This is a genomic window from Paraburkholderia terricola (assembly GCF_003330825.1).
Classification (GTDB): domain Bacteria; phylum Pseudomonadota; class Gammaproteobacteria; order Burkholderiales; family Burkholderiaceae; genus Paraburkholderia; species Paraburkholderia terricola.
The window spans coordinates 3435759-3452987 of the sequence record NZ_CP024941.1; the positions used below are offsets into that span (position 1 = coordinate 3435759).

15 protein-coding genes and 1 pseudogene are annotated in these 17229 nt (G+C 63.5%); 2 read left to right on the top strand and 14 right to left on the bottom strand.

The genetic code is table 11. From position 1 onward, the window contains the following. Window positions 1–77 precede the first annotated feature (77 nt). The 6 genes and pseudogenes from CUJ90_RS15375 to CUJ90_RS15400 all read right to left on the bottom strand — a co-directional run bounded on the left by CUJ90_RS15375 (window position 78) and on the right by CUJ90_RS15400 (window position 5899). A pseudogene (locus CUJ90_RS15375) lies at window positions 78–804 on the bottom strand (amino acid ABC transporter ATP-binding protein). After that, window positions 801–1478, bottom strand: coding sequence for a glutamate/aspartate ABC transporter permease GltK (gene gltK, locus CUJ90_RS15380; protein WP_073429104.1), 678 nt, complete (start codon window positions 1476–1478; stop codon window positions 801–803). The pseudogene CUJ90_RS15375 and the gene gltK overlap by 4 nt, the downstream one beginning before the upstream one ends. Continuing rightward, on the bottom strand, window positions 1478–2218 hold the full coding sequence (locus CUJ90_RS15385; protein WP_073429105.1) for an amino acid ABC transporter permease: 741 nt from the start codon (window positions 2216–2218) through the stop codon (window positions 1478–1480). Before CUJ90_RS15385 ends, gltK begins: the two co-directional genes overlap by 1 nt. A gap of 80 nt (window positions 2219–2298) precedes the next feature. Further along, the gene (locus CUJ90_RS15390; protein ID WP_073429106.1) at window positions 2299–3192 is read right to left on the bottom strand and encodes a glutamate/aspartate ABC transporter substrate-binding protein; all 894 of its coding nucleotides are present in this window, start codon (window positions 3190–3192) and stop codon (window positions 2299–2301) included. A 291-nt stretch (window positions 3193–3483) separates the two neighbouring features. Continuing rightward, entirely contained in the window at window positions 3484–4797 is a 1314-nt protein-coding gene (locus CUJ90_RS15395; RefSeq protein WP_083083153.1) for a Glu/Leu/Phe/Val family dehydrogenase, read from the bottom strand. 139 nt (window positions 4798–4936) lie between these two features. Beyond that, complete coding sequence (locus tag CUJ90_RS15400; RefSeq protein ID WP_083083151.1) at window positions 4937–5899, bottom strand: LysR family transcriptional regulator; 963 nt, start codon at window positions 5897–5899, stop codon at window positions 4937–4939. Between the two features lie 162 nt (window positions 5900–6061). On the opposite strand from CUJ90_RS15400, the gene purB reads away from it, so the two are divergent. Continuing rightward, on the top strand, window positions 6062–7450 hold the full coding sequence (purB, locus tag CUJ90_RS15405; RefSeq protein ID WP_073429109.1) for an adenylosuccinate lyase: 1389 nt from the start codon (window positions 6062–6064) through the stop codon (window positions 7448–7450). An 89-nt stretch (window positions 7451–7539) separates the two neighbouring features. Here the strand turns inward: purB and CUJ90_RS15410 are convergent, their stop codons facing one another. The 4 genes from CUJ90_RS15410 to edd all read right to left on the bottom strand — a co-directional run bounded on the left by CUJ90_RS15410 (window position 7540) and on the right by edd (window position 12243). Continuing rightward, window positions 7540–8034 carry a gluconokinase gene (locus CUJ90_RS15410; protein WP_073429110.1) on the bottom strand — a complete coding sequence of 165 codons (495 nt, stop codon included), beginning with the start codon at window positions 8032–8034 and terminating at the stop codon, window positions 7540–7542. A gap of 10 nt (window positions 8035–8044) precedes the next feature. After that, a complete protein-coding gene (locus tag CUJ90_RS15415) occupies window positions 8045–9430 on the bottom strand; it encodes a GntP family permease (protein WP_073429111.1) in 1386 nt (461 codons plus the stop codon). 258 nt (window positions 9431–9688) lie between these two features. Next, window positions 9689–10330, bottom strand: coding sequence for a bifunctional 4-hydroxy-2-oxoglutarate aldolase/2-dehydro-3-deoxy-phosphogluconate aldolase (gene eda, locus CUJ90_RS15420; protein WP_073429112.1), 642 nt, complete (start codon window positions 10328–10330; stop codon window positions 9689–9691). Window positions 10331–10332: 2 nt separating this feature from the next. Next, window positions 10333–12243: a phosphogluconate dehydratase gene (gene edd / locus CUJ90_RS15425; protein WP_073429113.1), complete on the bottom strand. Its 1911-nt coding sequence runs from the start codon at window positions 12241–12243 to the stop codon at window positions 10333–10335. Between the two features lie 315 nt (window positions 12244–12558). On the opposite strand from edd, the gene CUJ90_RS15430 reads away from it, so the two are divergent. Further along, entirely contained in the window at window positions 12559–13404 is an 846-nt protein-coding gene (locus CUJ90_RS15430) for a MurR/RpiR family transcriptional regulator (protein WP_073429114.1), read from the top strand. 21 nt (window positions 13405–13425) lie between these two features. On the opposite strand, the gene CUJ90_RS15435 is transcribed toward CUJ90_RS15430, so the two are convergent. The 4 genes from CUJ90_RS15435 to CUJ90_RS15450 form a co-directional block, all read right to left on the bottom strand. Beyond that, on the bottom strand, window positions 13426–13842 hold the full coding sequence (locus CUJ90_RS15435) for a CopD family protein (RefSeq protein WP_083083147.1): 417 nt from the start codon (window positions 13840–13842) through the stop codon (window positions 13426–13428). 106 nt (window positions 13843–13948) lie between these two features. Beyond that, window positions 13949–15220, bottom strand: a complete 1272-nt coding sequence (locus CUJ90_RS15440) for a glutamate-5-semialdehyde dehydrogenase (RefSeq protein ID WP_083083145.1) — start codon at window positions 15218–15220, stop codon at window positions 13949–13951. A 236-nt stretch (window positions 15221–15456) separates the two neighbouring features. Further along, window positions 15457–16578, bottom strand: a complete 1122-nt coding sequence (holA, locus tag CUJ90_RS15445) for a DNA polymerase III subunit delta (protein ID WP_083083143.1) — start codon at window positions 16576–16578, stop codon at window positions 15457–15459. A gap of 54 nt (window positions 16579–16632) precedes the next feature. After that, window positions 16633–17184, bottom strand: a complete 552-nt coding sequence (locus CUJ90_RS15450) for an LPS-assembly lipoprotein LptE (RefSeq protein ID WP_073429118.1) — start codon at window positions 17182–17184, stop codon at window positions 16633–16635. Between the last annotated feature and the right edge of the window lie 45 nt (window positions 17185–17229).

Genomic DNA, 17229 nt, shown 5'->3' on the forward strand with positions numbered 1-17229 from the left:
CCGCTTCGTCCCCGAAGCGGCTTTTCTTTTTCTCCCGGCAAGGGCCGCGCCCAATAAACCGCGCGGCCGCAAAAGACTCAGTGAAGGATTTTCGCCAGAAAATCCTTCGCGCGATCCGACTTCGGGTTCGCGAAAAAATCTTCCTTGCGGTCGTCTTCGACGATCAAGCCCTTATCCATGAAGATCACGCGATGCGCGACCTTCTTCGCAAAGCCCATTTCGTGCGTGACGCACATCATCGTCATGCCTTCCTGCGCGAGTTCGACCATCACGTCGAGCACTTCGTTGATCATCTCAGGATCGAGCGCCGAGGTCGGCTCGTCGAACCAGCATCGCGATCGGGTCCATCGACAACGCGCGTGCAATCGCCACGCGCTGCTGCTGCCCGCCCGACAACTGCCCCGGATACTTGTCCGCGTGCGCACGCAAACCCACGCGATCGAGCAGCTTGTAGCCCTTGGTCGTGGCTTCCTCGTTCGAGCGGCCCAGCACCTTGATCTGCGCGAGCGTCAGGTTCTGCACGATCGACAGATGCGGGAACAATTCGAAATGCTGGAACACCATGCCGACTTTCGCGCGCAACTTCGAGAGATTGGTTTTCTTGTCGGTGAGCGACTGGCCGTTGATGACGATCTCGCCCTTCTGGAACGGCTCGAGGCCATTGACGGTTTTGATCAGCGTGGACTTGCCCGAACCCGACGGCCCGCACACCACCACCACTTCACCCTTTTTGACTTCCGTCGTGCAGTCGGTCAGTACTTGAAATTGACCGTACCACTTCGAAACATTCTTGATAGAGATCATCTTGCGACCTTTTTCTGAAGACCTTTGACGAGGCTCGACGCGACCACACAGATCACGAAATAACACGCGCCAGCGAACAGTACCATCTCGACATTCGTGCCGTCACGGTCGCCAATATTCGTGGCGGTGCGGAAGAAGTCGGCGAGGCTGATCACGTAGACGAGCGACGTATCCTGAAACAGCACGATGCCTTGCGTGAGCAGAAGCGGCACCATTGCGCGGAATGCCTGCGGCAGCACCACGAGACGCATGGCCTGCGCGTAGTTCATGCCGAGCGCGAACGACGCATTGACCTGCCCGCGCGGCACCGACTGGATGCCGGCGCGAATGATCTCGGAATAGTACGCCGCCTCGAACAGCGAGAAAGCGACCATTGCCGACGCGAGGCGAATATCGATATCGGGCGAGAGCCCGAGCACGTTCTGCAACACCTGCGGCACGATCAGGAAGAACCACAGCAGAACCATCACCAGCGGGATCGAACGGAAGATCGTGACGTAGCCCTTCGCGAACCACTCGAAAGGCTTGAACGACGACAACCGCAACATGGCGAGCACCGTGCCCCAGATGATGCCGATCACGATCGCGATCAGGGTGATCTTGATGGTAACGATGGCGCCGGTCCACAGCGTAGGCAGTGCGCCCGGAATACCGCTCCAGTCGAAATGGTGCATCACTTGCCTCCGATATAGCCGGGCAACCGGGTCTTGGCTTCGACCCAGCGCATCAGTTGCATCACGATCAGATTGATCAACACATACGCCAGCGTGACCGCGATGAACGACTCATACGTCTGCGACGTGTAGTCGACCAGTTGGCGCGCCTGCGCGGACAGATCCAGCAGACCGATGGTCGACGCAACCGCCGAGTTCTTGAAAATATTCAGAAACTCGGACGTAAGCGGCGGCACGATGATGCGGTACGCGACCGGCAACAGCACGTAGCGATACGTCTGCCATTGCGTGAAGCCCATTGCCAGGCCCGCGGCGCGCTGGCCGCGCGGCAACGCGTTGATGCCCGAGCGCACCTGCTCGCACACGCGCGCCGCGGTGAACAGTCCGAGACAGATAATCGACGATGAGAAGAACTGCGCACTCGGCGGCAGTTGCTTGTACCAGGTGCCGATCGACACGGGCAGCAACTCCGGTATCACCAGATACCAGATGAAGAACTGCACGATCAGCGGGATGTTGCGGAAAATCGCGACATAGAGCGTGCCGATGCCCGACGCCCATTTGTTCGGCACCGTGCGCAGCACGCCGAACAGCGAGCCGACGATCAGCGCGATCACCCATGCCGACAGCGACACGGTAATCGTCACCCAGAAGCCGGACATCAGCCAGCCCAGATAGGTGGTCGGCTCGCCGGTCGAGACCGGACTCAGCAGAATGCCCCAGTTCCAGTGATATGACATGACCAAGACTCCAGCAAAAAGAAACGGAAGAAGCGTGCGGCCCCTTCCGTTTCGTTCAGCAATTCAAAAACAGCTAAGGTTTAATCGATAGCCTTGTCATTCGGGCTCTTGTAGAGCGCCTTGATGTCGTCGCTTTCCGGGAAGTTCAGGTTCAGGCCCTTCGGCGGAATCGGCGATTCGAACCACTTCTTGTAGATCTGACTGGCTTCGCCCGAGGTTTCGACCTTCGCGATCGCGTCGTCGACAACCTTCTTGAACTCCGGATCGTTCTTGCGAATCATGCAGCCGTACGCTTCGTGCGATTGCGGCGCGCCGACGATCACGAAGTCGTCCGGCTTGTTCGATTTCGCGCGTTCGCCTGCCAGCAGCGCGTCGTCCATCATGAACGCGGCGGCGCGGCCGGTGGAGAGCGTCAGGAACGACTCGCCATGATCCTTCGCGCTGATGATGTTCATGCCCATGCTCTTGTCCTGGTTCATCTTGCGAAGCAGGCGCTCGGAGGTGGTGCCGGCGGTCGTGACGACCGTCTTGCCCTTCAGGTCGGCCCAGTCCTTGATGCCGGAGTCTTTCTTGGTCATCAAGCGTGTGCCGATCACGAAGATCGTGTTGGAGAATGCGACCTGTTGCTGGCGCTCGGCGTTATTCGTGGTCGAACCGCATTCCATGTCGACGGTGCCGTTCTGCACCAGCGGAATACGGTTTTGCGACGTAACCGGCGTCAGCTTGACCTTCAGGCCAGGCATGTTCAGCTTCTGCTTGACCGCCTCAACCACTTTCAGCGCGAATTCCTGCGAATAGCCGATGACATTCTGCTTGTCGTCGTAATACGAGAACGGGATCGACGATTCGCGATGGCCCAGCGAAATGACGCCCGTGTCCTTGATCTTTTTCAGCGTACCGGCGTCTTGCGCATGCGCGCCAACCGTAAACAGTCCGAGAGTCGCGAGCAGCAGCGCAGCTTTTTTAACCTTCATTTGTGATCTCCTTGGCAAGAACCGGCGCCAGTTTAGCAAAGTAATTATTCTGAAAGTATGGCTATAAACCATGTTTGTTGCGTCTCGCCCAAAGGGGACTTGCTTCGGGGCGCGCGCCGCTATGGTTTACAGCGCCTTAACCCAATCAGTCAAGCTTTACGGGCATGCGAATGCGGGCGGCATCGATACGATGCCGCCCGCCGGGTAAAACACGCGGTCTTGTGAACCGCGTTGAAGCAAGCGTATTCGAGCGGGTCCGCGGGTGGCGGAGCCGCCGTTCACGCAAACCGATCAGGGATACAGGCCGCGCATTTCGCGCGCTTGCAGAATCCGCTTACACGCGACGATAAACGCCGCGGTACGCACGGAGACGTTCTGCTCGCTCGACACCTGCCACACCGCGGCGAATGCTTCTCGCATCACGCGCTCGAGGCGCTGGTTGATTTCGTCCTCGGTCCAGAAGAAGCTCGAGAAATCCTGCACCCATTCGAAGTACGACACCGTCACGCCGCCCGCATTGGCCACGACGTCCGGAATCACGAGAATGCCGCGATCGTGCAGGATGTCGTCCGCCGCCGTGGTGGTCGGGCCGTTGGCGCCTTCCACGATGATCTTCGTCCTGATCTTGCCGGCGTTCTTTTCGGTGATCTGGTTTTCCAGCGCGGCCGGAATCAGGATGTCGGACTCGACGGTCCAGAATTCCTCGTTCGTCACGGCATCCGCTTCGGGGAAGCCGCCCACGCCGCCCGTCTTCGCCACGTGTTCGAGCAAGGCGACCGCATCGATACCGGTCGACTTGTACAGCGAGCCGGTGTGATCCTGCACCGCGACCACCTTCGCGCCCGCTTCCTGGAACAGACGCGCGGCGATGCCGCCCACGTTGCCGAAGCCTTGCACGGCGATGCGCGCGCCTTCGATATCGAAGCCGATGCGGCGCGCCGCTTCGCAGCCGACCACGTACACGCCGCGGCCCGTCGCCTCGCGGCGGCCCAGCGAACCACCCAGCGTGATCGGCTTGCCCGTCACGACGCCGGTCGCCGTTTGGCCCTGGTTCATCGAGTAGGTGTCCATCATCCACGCCATGATCTGCTCGTTCGTGTTCACGTCCGGCGCGGGAATGTCGGTGTTCGGTCCGATGATGATGCCGATTTCACTCGTGTAGCGGCGCGTCATGCGCTCCAGTTCGCCACGCGACAAGGTGCGCGGGTCGACGCGGATGCCGCCCTTGGCGCCGCCGTAAGGTACGTTCACCGCCGCGTTCTTCACCGACATCCACGCGGACAGCGCCATCACTTCCGACAGCGTCACGTCCTGGTGATAGCGCACGCCGCCCTTGCCCGGACCGCGCGACACGTTGTGCTGCACGCGATAGCCCTCGAAGTGCGCGACGGTGCCGTTATCGAGTTCGATAGGCACGTCGACGATCAGGATGCGCTTCGGGCGCTTCAGGGTTTCGAGCCAGCGGGACAGCGAGCCGAGGTACGGCGCGACGCGGTCGACCTGACGCAGGTAGTTGCCCCAGGGGCCGAGGTCTTCGCTGTTGAGGTAGGAGGGAATGGACTGCAACGTTGCGGCGGATTGTGCGGCTTGCTGCTGGGAAGACATGAACGCTCCGGCGTTGATCGAATAGCAGCATTGTGGAAAAACGCCATTTTGAAATCCAATGCCGTTTCCTTATCCGATTATGTTTTATTTGCATAACCATCGGAAAGCCGCAAATCCACGTCGCGGCAAAGCATGTTTTTCAGCGGGCATCCGCGCCATGCGCCAGTTCCTCGGCGACGACCTCCCACAACCGCCGCACGAGTACCTGCCGGGCATCGTCGCTCTTCGCCGCCAGTTTGTCGCGGTAGAGGCGAATCTCCATGGTCAGCGTGAGTTGCCCTTCCGGCGTGCCGCGCGTCGCGCGATCGAGACGGATCAGCTTGCCCTCGGCGACCGCGTCCTCCACCGCGCTATGCGGCAGGAACGCGACGCCGTGGCCGGCCAGCGCCATCGCCTTGAGTCCCTCGGCCATGTCGGTTTCGTAGAGCCGGTCGAGGTACAGGCGCTCCGGCGCGTTGGCGAGGATCACCTCGGTCATGCGGCCCAGATACGCGTTCGGCGTGTACGACAGATACGGCGTGGACGCCTCGGCGGTGCCCGGCAGCGTATGGCGCGGACGGCCGGCGCGGCCCGGCGCCGAGAACGGACTGATCGGCTCGTTGCCGAGCGTCAGCATGTCGTAGCGGGCAGGGTCGAGCGCGACCGGATGGCTCGGGTGGTGATAGCCCATCATCAGATCGCAGCCGCCCTCCACCAGCGACAACGCCGCGTCGTGCACGTTCAGCGCGCGCAGTCGCGTGTGGATCGTGCCCATCTGCGCTTCGATGCGCTGCAGCCAGCGCGGAAAGTACGTGAGCGACAGCGTGTGCGGCACCGCGAACTCGATGGTCGCTTGCGGCGTCGCCGTATGGCCGCGCAGCAACGCGCGCGCCTCGTGGAACTGCGACAGCATCGCGAGCGCCTGCTCGTTGAAAACCTGACCGGCCGCCGTGAGCCGCGTCGGATAAACGGAACGGTCGATCAGTTCAGTGCCGAGCCACGCTTCGAGCGCCTGAATGCGCCGGGAAAACGCCGGCTGGGTGACGTGGCGTAATTCGGCCGAACGGCTGAAACTGCGCGTTTCCGCGAGCGAAACGAAGTCTTCGAGCCATTTCAGTTCCATGCGTAGCCTGCCGCCGGCGGGAGAGAAGAAGTCAGCATTCTAGATCGTGCCGCCATGCGGGTCGCGGGCGGGAGCGGAAATCAGGAGCGGCACCGTCCGGTGGTAAAATTCGCGGTTCCCGCAGTTTCCTCCGCGTTTTTCATCCTTGCGTCAGCCCCCATCATGTCCGACACCCGCCCCGACACCCTGTTCGCGCTGAACGCGCTCTCCCCGCTCGACGGCCGCTACGCCGCGAAAACCGAAGCCCTGCGCGACTGGCTTTCGGAAGCCGCATTCATGCGCAATCGCGTGACGGTCGAAATTCACTGGCTGATCGCGCTCTCGCGCGCGGGTTTCGCCGAAGTGCCGCGCTTTTCCGAAGCCTCCGAGCAATTCCTGCTGCAACTGGCCGAGCGCTTCACCGCGCACGACGCCGCGCGCATCAAGGAAATCGAGCGCGTGACGAATCACGACGTGAAAGCGGTCGAGTACTGGCTGAAGGAATCGGTGAAAGGTCAGGAAGAACTGGAGCGCGCCAGCGAGTTCATTCACTTTGCCTGCACGTCCGAAGACATCAACAATACGTCGCACGGGCTGATGCTGGCCGGCGCGCGCGAGCACGTCATTTTGCCCGCGCTGCGCTCGGTGCATCAGCGCCTCGTCGCGCTCGCGCATGCGCACGCCGAACAGCCGATGCTCTCGCGCACGCACGGCCAGCCGGCGAGCCCGACCACGCTCGGCAAGGAAATCGCCAACGTCGCCGCGCGCCTGGAACGCGCGATCGACCGTGTCGCGAAGGTCGAACTGCTCGGCAAGATGAACGGCGCGGTCGGCAACTTCAACGCGCATCTGTCCGCCTATCCCGAGTTCGACTGGGAAGCGTTCTCGCGTGAAGTGGTCGAGCAGCGTCTGAAGCTCACGTTCAATCCGTACACGATCCAGATCGAGCCGCACGACTACATGGCCGAACTGTTCGACGCCGTGTCGCGCGCCAATACGATCCTGCTGGATCTGGACCGCGACGTGTGGGGCTACATCTCGGTCGGCTACTTCAAGCAGCGCACGAAGGCCGGCGAGATCGGTTCGTCGACGATGCCGCACAAGGTCAATCCGATCGACTTCGAAAACTCGGAAGGCAATCTCGGCCTGGCAAACGCCACGCTGCGCCACCTCGCCGACAAGCTGCCGGTTTCGCGCTGGCAGCGCGACCTGACCGACTCGACGGTGCTGCGCAATATGGGGGTCGCGTTCGGTTACTCGCTGCTCGCGTACGACTCGCTGATCCGCGGTCTCGACAAGCTCGAAGTGAACGCGCAGCGCCTGAACGAAGATCTCGACAATTGCTGGGAAGTGCTGGCCGAGCCGGTGCAAACGGTGATGCGCCGCTACGGCATCGAGAATCCTTACGAGCAGTTGAAGGAATTGACGCGCGGCAAGGGCATCACGCGCGAGGCGCTGCAAACGTTCGTCAGCGGCCTTGCGATCCCGCAAGACGCGAAGGATCGCTTGCTCGCGATGACGCCGGCTTCGTACATCGGCAAGGCGGTCGAACTGGCGAAGCGGATTGCCTGAGCTTCCCGCCGGGGCTCATGACATGAAAACCCGGGCATGAAAAAGGCGCTCCACGGAGCGCCTTTTTTCATTCCACGTCAGCTAACCGCTCACCGCGATTGGACCTGCTTCAACACATCGTCGATGATCGCCTCGGGCGACAACTCGATGCTCACCGTGATCGCCTCATCCGGGCCCGGCTCCTCGAGCGTATCGAGCTGGCTTTGCAGCAGCGACGGATCGAAGAAGTGGCCGGTGCGCATCGTCAAACGCTGTTCCAGCACTTCGCGCGAACCCTTCAGGTAGACGAAGCACACATCCTTGTCGCCGTCGCGCAGCACGTCGCGATACGAGCGCTTGAGCGACGAACACGTGAACACCGCCGTCTCGCCCGCCTTCTGCTTTTCTTCGATCGCGGCGCGGATGGTTTTCAGCCAGGGCCAACGGTCCTCGTCGGTGAGCGGAATGCCCTGGTGCATTTTCTCCTTGTTGGCGGCGCTGTGAAACGCGTCGCCGTCGGTGAACGCGCACTGCAGGCGTTCCGCCAGCATTTCGCCAATCCTCGTCTTGCCGGCGCCCGACACGCCCATTGCGATCAAAATCATCAAAAACTCCTTACACGACCGTCGACAATGCGAAGGTCAACGCCAAACCCATCACCGAGATGATGGTCTCGAGGAGCGACCATGTCTTGAAGGTCTGCCCCACCGTCATACCGAAGTACTCCTTGATCAGCCAGAAACCGCCGTCGTTCACATGCGAAAAGATCAGCGAGCCGGAGCCGGTGGCGAGCACCATCAATTCCGGCGTGACCTGCACGCCGCTGGCCGCCGCGATCGGCGCGACGATACCGCAGGCGGTGGTCATCGCGACCGTTGCCGAACCCGTGGCGAGGCGAATCAACGCGGCCACCAGCCAGCCGAACAGCAGCGGCGACAGATGCATCGCCGTCGCCACGCCGACGATTTCCTTCGAAATGCCGCTATCCATCAGCACCCGCCCGAAACCGCCGCCCGCACCGACGATCAGCGTAATGCCCGCGATCGGCGCGAGACATTCGCCGCAGAACTTCTGGATCTGCTCGCGGTTGAAACCGCGGCTCGCACCGAAGGTCCAGAAGCTGACCAGCACGGCGATCAGCAGCGCGACGTCCGAATTGCCGACGAAATGCAGCAGGTCGTTCGCCAGCGTTTTCGGCGTGAATACGAGATCGGCCCAACTGCCGACCAGCATCAGGATCACCGGCAGCAGGATCGTGAAGAGCGTCACGCCGAAGCCCGGCAACTCCCGCTTCGGCGCCGCATTCTGCGCGCCGTTCATGCCAAGCTCGTCATGGCCGACAAATTGCGCGGCGAGCGGATTGTCCTTCGGCAGCTTGATGAAGCGGTTGATCAGCAACGCGAACAGCGGGCCCGCGACGATCGCGGTCGGCACGCCGACGATCAGCCCATAGGCGATCGTCTTGCCGATATCGGCGTGATACTGCTGCACCGCGAGCATGGCGGCCGGGTGCGGCGGAATCAGCCCGTGCACGACGGAAAGCCCCGCGACCATCGGCAAGCCGACCAGCAGCAGCGATTTGTTGGTGCGCTTCGCGACGTTGAACGCGATCGGAATCAGCAGTACGAAGCCGACCTCGAAGAACACCGGCAAGCCGACGATGATCGCCACGACCATCATCGCCCAATGAATATTCTTCTCGCCGAACCAGTCGATCAGCGTGGTGGCGATGCGTTCGGCGCCGCCGGATTCGGCCATCATCTTGCCGAGCATCGTGCCGAGGCCGACCACCACCGCGATGTGCCCGAGCGTGTTGCCGTTGCCGGTTTCGAACGATTTGACGATGGTGCCGATCGGCATGCCGGACACGAGGCCCAGCAGCAACGACACGATGATCAGGACGAGTAGCGGGTAAATCTTGTAGCGGGTGATCAGCAGGATCAGCAAGGCGATGGCGATCACCGCGTAGACCAGCAGCATGCTGCCGTGAACAGCTTCCATGAAGCTCCTCCTTCGTTATTGGTTGTGGGTGCGCACGGCTGGCACCTCGTCTCGTGGTGGCCAGCGGCGATGCCGGAAAAACCGGCTCGCCGCGCGGACGCTGAATTTTACTTGCTGTTCTGCCTGAAGGCGCGCGAATCCAGCACGCATATCGAAAGAAGCCCCGCCGCGACAGCCGTGGTGGCTATATCGACGAGGCTCCTTGCAGGCAAGACGGGGATGACACGGAATCGCGCGCCGCTTCGGTTCAGTGAAAACTCAATGCGCAGGCGCCGCCAGTTGGCTGGCCGCACGCGCGAGACGCGTGACTTCGTCCCAGTGCTGCGAGGCGAGCGCGGCCTTCGGTGTGAGCCATGAGCCGCCCACGCACACCACGTTCGGCAGCGCCAGGAAATTCGGGGCCGTTTCGGCCGTGATGCCGCCGGTCGGGCAGAACTTCAGCGTCGGGAACGGGCCGTGGAACGCTTGCAGCATCGGCACCCCGCCCGCCTGTTGGGCCGGGAAAAACTTCACGATCTCGTAGCCGAGTTCGAGCGCGGTGATGATGTCGGTCGGCGTCATGACACCCGGCAGCAGCGGCAAGCCGGCGTCCTGCGCGGCCTTGTGCATGTCTTTGGTCAGCCCCGGCGAGACGCCGAACTTCGCGCCGGCTTTCTTCGCCTGCGCGCAATGCTCGGGCTTCGTGATCGTGCCGACGCCGACCACGATGTCCTCGGCCAACTGGCTCGCGCGTTCGATCGCTTCGAGGCCCGCCGCGGTGCGCAGCGTGATTTCGAGCACCTTCACGCCACCCGCGTGCAGCGCGCGCGACACATGCTCGCCCTGTTCGACGGAGTCGAACGCGAGCACCGGAATCACCGGGCCGAGGCGCACGATATCGCTTACTGTTTTCGAGGTCATGGTCAGACTCCTTGTTTCTGCAGCGCTTGGCTGGCTTGAGTGGTGCTGGTGTGTGCATGGCCGTGCTGGTGCGCGCCGCGCTCGCCCACCATCGGGCCGAACACCGACGCGCCCTGCTCCGCGGGCGCCGCCGCCGCACGGAACACGCCGAACAGTTCACGGCCGAAGCCGACTTCGTTTTCCGCCTGATGCCGCGGCACGGCGCCCGGCCGCGCGGCCCATTCGGCCGCGTCGATTTCGATATCGAGCACGCCGGCTTCCGCGTCGATCACCAGCATGTCGCCGGTGCGGACCTTGCCGATCGGGCCTTGCAGCAATGCTTCCGGCGACAGGTGAATCACCGCGGGCACCTTGCCCGAGGCGCCCGACATGCGGCCGTCGGTGACCAGGGCCACATGGAAGCCTTGATCCTGCAACACGCCGAGCAGCGGCGTCAAACGATGCAGTTCGGGCATGCCGTTTGCCCGCGCGCCCTGAAAACGCACGACGGCGATGAAGTCGCGCTTCAGCTCGCCGTTGTCGAATGCTTCCTGCACGGCTTCCTGCGAATCGAACACGATGGCCGGCGCCTTCACCTTGCGATGCTGCGCCGCCACCGCCGAAATCTTGATCACGCCGCGGCCGAGCTTGCCCTGCATCAGACGCAAGCCGCCGTCCGGCTGGAACGGCTCCTTGATGCCGCGCAGCACCGCGGTGTCCGCGCTTTCGGCCGTGCCCGGCACCCATTGCAGCTTGCCGTCGAGCAGCTTCGGCTCCTCGGTGTAGTGCTTCAGGCCCTTGCCCGCGACCGTGTTCACGTCTTCGTGCAGCAAGCCGCCTTCCAGCAGATTGCGAACGAGGAACGCGACGCCACCGGCCGCGTGGAAATGGTTCACGTCGGCCTTGCCGTTCGGATAAATCTTGGCGAGCAGCGGCACCGCTTGCGACAGCGTGTCGAAGTCGTCCCAGTCGATCACGATGCCCGCCGCGCGCGCAATCGCCACTAGGTGCAGCGTGTGATTGGTCGAACCGCCCGTGGCCAGCAACGCGACGATGCCGTTGACGATCGCCTTCTCGTCGATCACGTGCCCGATCGGCATGTAGTTGCCGCGCTCCACCGTCAGATCGAGCACGCGACGCGCGGCTTGCGCGGTCAGCGCGTCGCGCAGCGGCGTGTGCGGATGCACGAACGCCGAGCCCGGCAGATGCAGGCCCATCACTTCCATCAGCATCTGGTTGCTGTTCGCGGTGCCGTAGAACGTGCAGGTGCCGTGGCTGTGATACGCGGCGGCTTCCGCTTCGAGCAGCGCATCGCGGCCGCACTGGCCGGTGGCGAAAAGCTGACGCGTCTTGGCTTTCTCGTCGTTCGAGAGGCCGCTGCCCATCGGGCCGGCCGGCACGAAAATCGTCGGCAGATGGCCGAATTGCAGCGCGCCGATCAAAAGACCGGGCACGATCTTGTCGCAGATGCCGAGGCACAGCGCCGCGTCGAACATGTTGTGCGTGAGCGCGACCGCGGTGCTCATCGCGATCACCTCGCGCGAGAACAGCGACAGCTCCATGCCCGCGTTGCCTTGCGTGACGCCGTCGCACATGGCGGGCACGCCGCCCGCGAATTGCGCGACGCCGCCGTTTTCACGCGCGGCTTCCTTGATGATGTCCGGGTAGTTTTTGTACGGCGCGTGCGCCGACAGCATTTCGTTATACGACGACACGATGCCGATGTTCGGCTCGCGGATCGCCTTGATGGCGAGTTTGTCGCGGCCCTCCAGCCCGGCAAAGCCGTGAGCCAGATTCGCGCACGAGAGCGCGCCGCGCGCCGGGAACCGGCCCTGTGCCTGGTCGATGCGCGACAGATAAGCCTCGCGAGTGGGCTTGCTGCGCTCGATCACGCGTTGGGTGACCTTCAACAATTGCGAATGCGGGGAAACCATCGGAGCTCCTTCTTCGCTGGCTAAAGACGACTTGCGGACGACTTGCGGGCGTTGCGCGCACTATGCCAGGCAGGTATCGCGGGGGATGTCGGATCAGTCGACGCCGCCAATGTTAGTAGAAAAACTACACGGTCGCAATCGCGAGTCGTGCTGCGCTGCGGCATCGCCGAACCGCCCGTCTCGGCCTGCTGGCTTGGGTTGGGCGCTGCGCCTGTGAACCTAGGGATTACACCTAGACCCGAATATGTAGTTTTTGTACCTTGTTTGGCAATCAGATATAGTCCACGCATTCTTCAGCATAGTGCGAGTTTTACGATGATGCTGTCCCAAGTGGAAGAGATGCGCGATCAGTTGCGCCCATCCGAGCGCAAGCTGGCCGACTACGTGATCGAGTCGCCGCGCGAGGTGCTCGATCTGTCGATGACGGAAGTCGCCGCGCGTGCCGGCGTGAGCCAGCCGACCATCGCGCGTTTCTGTCACGCGCTCGGCTTCTCGGGGTTTCGCGAGTTCAAGATCCGGCTCGCGCAGGGCATTGCGTCAGGCGTGCCGACCGTCTATCGGGACGTGCGGCCGGACGAAGGCGCGCCGGGGCTCATCGCGAAGGTCTTCGACCGAACCATCGGCACGCTGATCCAGGTGCGCAACAGCCTGTCGCCGGATAGCGTCGAAGCGGCCGTCGAATTGCTGGCGAACGCGGCGCGCATCGAGTTCTACGGGGCGGGCGGCTCGGGCATTGCCGCGCAGGACATTCAGCACAAGTTCTTCCGGCTCGGCATGCCGAGCGTCGCTTACTCCGACCCGCACACCTATTCGATGTCGGCGGCGCTGCTCGGTCCCGGCGACGTGGTGGTGGCGGTTTCCAACACGGGCCGGACCCGCGACATCATCGAAGCCGCGCGCTCGGCGCTGGCTCGCGGCGCGAAGGTGATCGCGATCACGCATGGCAATTCGCCGCTGGCGCGGGTCGCGACGATCTGCCTGTTCTCGAACGTCGTGGAGGAAACCGACGTGTTCTCGCCGATGACTTCGCGCATGTCGCATCTGGCGATCGGCGACATTCTGGCGGTCGGCGTCGCGCTCAAGCGTGGACCCGATCTGGTGGAACGGGTGGGGCAGGCGAAAGGGGTGATCGCCCGATTGAGGATCGATGGGGAGGTTTGAGCGACCGGGTCCGAAGCTTTCTCAGAACGGCTTGATCACCACCAACGCGACCGCTGCCAGCATCCCCAGTACCGGCAGCTCATTGAACATCCGATACCACTTGTCCGTCCGCCGATTCTCGCCGCGCTCGAACCTGCGCAGCAACACGCCGCAATAGGCGTGGTAAACGATGAGCAGCAGCACCACGCCCACCTTCGCGTGAATCCAGCCCTGCCCGCGCCCGATTCCCACCGCGAGCCACAACCACAGCCCGCACGCGAGCGCCGGCACCGCGATAAACGTCATGAAGCGAAACAGCTTGCGCGCCATCGTCAACAGTCGCGCCGTCGCGGCGGGCTCCGTTTCCATCGCCAGATTGACGAAGATGCGCGGCAGATAGAACAGACCGGCAAACCAGGAAGCAATCAGGACGATGTGAAACGTTTTTACCCAAAGCATCGGCGGTCCTTGTCGTTCGTATAACGCGTTGGCGCGAAAAGAAGCGCGCTCGGCGGCGCGCTTGTGGTTGTGCTTGTGCGGAGAAACCGGGGCGGCGGCGCGGTTTTTATTGCCGCCCTTCGCCGTGCCCCAGCACGATGTATTTGAGCGACGTCAGCCCTTCGAGCCCCACCGGTCCGCGCGCGTGCAGCTTGTCGTTCGAAATGCCGATTTCCGCGCCCAACCCGAATTCGAAGCCGTCCGCGAAACGCGTTGACGCGTTCACCATCACGCTCGCCGAATCCACTTCGCGCAGGAAGCGCATTGCGCGGTCGTGGTCTTCCGTAACGATCGCGTCGGTGTGCCGCGAGCTGTACTCGTTGATATGTTCGATCGCCGCGTCGACACCGTCGACCACCTTGATCGCCAGCACCGGCGCGAGATATTCGGTGCGCCAGTCTTCCTCGGTGGCATCGACCAGCGGGCCGACGCCGGCTTCCGCCAGCACCGCGCGCGCCGCGGCATCCACCCGCAGCTCGACTTCCTTGCCGCGGTACAGCTTGCCAAGCGGCGGCAGCACTTCGGCCGCGATACCGCGCGCCACCAGCAGCGTTTCCATCGTGTTGCAGGTGCCGTAGCGGTGCGTCTTCGCGTTATCGCAGACGGTCAGCGCCTTGGCCAGATCGGCGCGATCGTCGACATACACGTGGCAGATGCCGTCGAGGTGCTTGATCATCGGCACGCGCGCTTCGTTCATCAGGCGCTCGATCAGGCTCTTGCCGCCGCGCGGCACGATCACGTCGACGTATTCGGTCATCGTGATCAGCTTGCCCACCGCGGCGCGGTCGGAGGTGGCGACTACCTGTACGGCGTCCGGCGGCAAACCGGCCGCCGCCAAGCCTTCGCCGATCAGCTTCGCCAGCGCGGTGTTGCATTCGAGTGCCTCGGAACCGCCACGCAGGATCGTCGCGTTGCCCGATTTCAGGCAGAGCGCGGCGGCGTCGATCGTCACGTTGGGACGCGATTCGTAGATGATGCCGATCACCCCCAGCGGCACGCGCATCTGGCCGACCTGGATGCCGCTCGGCCGGTACTTCAGATTGCTGATTTCGCCGATCGGATCGGCGAGCGCGGCGACTTGCCGCAAGCCTTCGACCATCGTCTTCAACGCCTTGTCCGACAGCGTGAGGCGATCGATGAAAGCGGCGTCGAGACCCTTTTCGCATGCACGGGCGACGTCGCGCGCATTGGCTTCCTTCAGCAACGCGGTGTCACGTTCGATCGCCTGGGCGACGGCGGCAAGCGCGGCGTTCCTGGCCGCCGTCGACGCCCGCGCCATCGCACGCGAAGCGTGGCGGGCGCGGCGGCCGAGGTCGGTCATGTACTGGTCGATATCCATGGTGATTCTCGTGGTGCCGCGCACGTTCACGTGCGGCGGACGGGCAGAATTAGCGAAAGATCAAACGATTGTAAGTCGGGCGGCGGTGCTTTGCTTGCGCCACCGAACGGCAATGCGGGGGACTTCATATTGCGCCGCCTGGGCGTGGGAGCGATGCAAGCGGTACGTGCCGGCATCGGCGGCGGACATCAGCCTACCTTCACCGCTCGCCGGGTCAGCGCGCGAGCCATGCCCAATCAGCCGGGCCTTCGCCCCGGCGCAACAGCCGCGGTGCGAGGTCGCGGCGGCGGCACAGGCACCGCTTTTGCCGGCGACGCCACCGTCATGGCCAGTTCGAACAGTCCGTTCCACGGATCGGGCGGCGGGTCGTTGCGATGATTGCCCGGCGTGCCGCCCGACAAACCCTTCACCTGCCGGTCGAGGCGCGCCGCCAACGCGAGCGCCTTCTCCAGGGCGCTCTCGGTGACGCGCGACAACGCCGGCCCGATCAGCCGCTCACGCGGGCCCCACACGCGGTTCTCGCGCACCAGCATCGCGAGCGGCTTGCCGGCCGCGACACCGCGCTTGATCCGCAGCAGCGTGCGCACTTCTTCCACGACCGCCCACAACACCAGCACCGCGGCCTCGCCTTCGCCGCGCAGACCGTCTAGCATGCGCGTCAAGCGGCCGACGTCGCCCGCGAGCATCGCTTCGTTCAATTTGAAAACGTCGTAACGCGCGACGTTCAGCACGGCGTCCTGAACCTGCTCGAAACTCAGCGACCCGGCCGGATACAGCAGGCCCAGCTTCTGGATTTCCTGATGCGCGGCAAGCAGATTACCTTCCACGCGCTCGGCGATGAACGCGAGCGCGCGCCGCCCTTCCTCGCCTGCGGCCACTCGCTGCCCTTGAGCGGCGAGCCGCTGCCCCACCCAATTCGGCAACTGCGCGCGCTCGACGGGATCGATCTTCAACGCGACGCCGGCTTCGGCCAACGCCGTGAACCACCCCGACTTCTGCGTGGCCGCGTCGAGCCGCGGCAGTGTGATCATCGTCAGGACGTCATCGTTGACGGCGGCGGCAAGCGCCTTCAGCGCGTCGGCGCCTTCCTTGCCGGGCTTGCCCGACGGAATGCGCAACTCGACCAGTTGACGGTCGCCGAACAACGACATCGACTGGCTCGCGCCGAGCAGCGAACTCCAGTCGAAACCCCGCTCGACGGTGAACACCGAGCGGTCGGTGAAGCCGGCCGCGCGCGCGGTGGCGCGAATCCGGTCGCACGCTTCCTGCGCGAGCAGGTGCTCGTCGCCGTACACGACGTAGAGGCCGGCGAGTCCCTTGGCGAGATGCGCTTCGAGCGCGTCAAGTCGGAGTTGCATGGCTACCGATCGGCGAGGTTGAACAGGTGCGGCAAGTGAATCGAAATACGGCGCTCACAGCGGCGGCGGCGGCAAAGGCGCGCGCGGCGCAACCGCCGGCGCTTCCTGACCCGGCGCGGGATGCAGCGACTTCACGATCTCGAGACGCCGCGTGAGCTGGTCTATCGCGTCGTTCTCCATGTCGGCGAAAAGAATGTCGGACTCAGCCGCCTTCGCCTGCGAATACTGGTCGCTATAGGTCATCGCCCGGTTCAGCGCGATCACGCTCGGCGGAATCAGGATCGTGCCGTCCTTGCCGGTCAGCGTGTAGTTCATCGAGAGATTCAATTGATACTCCGCGACGACACCCAGCGAGTTGAGCGTCAGCGTGCTGATGCCGCGGTTCTCCGAGATCAGCAGCGTTGCGTCGGCATTCGCGGGCGACTTGACCACCACCGTGTCGCTGCCGCCTTGCACCATGCGCGTAAGCCGCGCGCCCGCCGCGGCCGAACCGCCGGAGATATAGAGACGTTTGAACGCGTAGTCCTGCTGGCCGCGCAGTTGGAAGCCGCAGGCGGACAACATCAGCACGCTGCAAGCCAGCGTCAATAACGATCTGCGAGTCACATTGGCTCCTGGTTCGCAGTAGATTCCGCAGCGAGGACAAGCGCC